Origin of the sequence: Streptomyces sp. NPDC051172, from assembly GCF_040682555.1 — a bacterium.
Lineage (GTDB): Bacteria > Actinomycetota > Actinomycetes > Streptomycetales > Streptomycetaceae > Streptomyces.
This window is the reverse complement of the sequence record NZ_JBFBBE010000419.1, coordinates 1-1150: the sequence shown is the minus strand read 5'-3', so window position 1 is coordinate 1150 and position 1150 is coordinate 1. Positions and strand designations below refer to the sequence as shown.

At 67.2% G+C, this 1150-nt stretch carries 1 protein-coding gene and 1 pseudogene; both read left to right on the top strand.

Translation table 11 applies throughout. The features are described 5' to 3' along the window. Nucleotides 1–109: 109 nt before the first annotated feature. Nucleotides 110–577: an SDR family oxidoreductase gene (locus AB0N07_RS51605; RefSeq protein ID WP_365847995.1), complete on the top strand. Its 468-nt coding sequence runs from the start codon at nucleotides 110–112 to the stop codon at nucleotides 575–577. A 176-nt stretch (nucleotides 578–753) separates the two neighbouring features. Then, nucleotides 754–1063: pseudogene (locus AB0N07_RS51600) on the top strand (sporulation protein); the annotation flags it as partial. Nucleotides 1064–1150: the final 87 nt, after the last annotated feature.

The window sequence follows — 1150 nt, the reverse complement described above, 5'->3', positions numbered from 1 at the left end:
GATCCGTATCCGCTCCGGGAAGCCATCCCCCACCACATGATCACGAGCCACAAGCCCCGGATCCTAAAGGATCACCCGGCAAGGAAGCGACGTTGTCCCGCTGGCCGACGTGCTGGCCACGACTGCGGACGACTGGGATCAGGTCATGGCCATCAATGGCCGGGGCATATTCCTCACCTGCAAGAATGCCATCACCGCCATGCACGGCAGCGGGGTCGGGTCCATCGTCTGTGTGTCCTCCATCTCCGGAATTGCCGGACAGAGTGGGCAAGCCGCTTACGGTCCCAGCAAATTCGTCGTTTCCGGCCTGGTCAAACACCTCGCCGTCGAATGGGCCGCGCGCGGCATCCGTATCAACGCTGTCGCGCCCGGCAGCATTCGCACCGCCGGCCTGGAACACATCGGCAAGACGCGCGAAGGGCAGCGTTACATCGAAGAGATCACACGGGCCCACCCCATCGGCAGACTCGGGCTTCCCGACGAGGTCGCTCGCGCCATCGCCTTCCTCGCCTCCGACGACGCCTCCTTCATCACCGGAGCGATCCTGCCCGTGGACGGCGGATACCTGGCCCAATAGTGGCCAATTGAGCAGTCCTCTGTAGAGGGCGAGTGCTTGGTCGGGGTCGGCGTGACTGCGGCAGGCTGGTGGCGATGTCGCCGTACCCAGCGGCGTGAATCGGGCCCGATGTCCACAGCGAGTTCCTCGAAACCGGGGGGAAACGACCTCGACCTCGACCTCGGCGGTAAGCGGTCCCGGGCCTGGCTTCCCGCTTCACCCGCACCCTGATGTTCGACGACTACGGCAGCGAGGAGCTGGGGCGCATCGTGGAGTTCCATGCCGCGAGGCACGAGTACGAGCTGCCGGGGGACACCCGAGGCCCTGCTGCGTTACTTCGGCGCCCTGGTGCGCGACGACCGCTTCGGCAACGGCCGCACCGCGCGGCAGATCTTCCAGCGCATGACGGAACGGCATGCCCAGCGGGTCGTCGAACTGGTGGAGCCGACCACGGACGACCTGATGACCCTGCTCCCGGACGACCTGCCGCCCCTGGCCACCGGCTGAGCCCCGCCGGGCCGCCCGGCCCGGCTACGGAAAGCCCGACGGCGACCGGCCGAAACTTGGCCGGACGCCGTCGTCGCATGTTCTGCG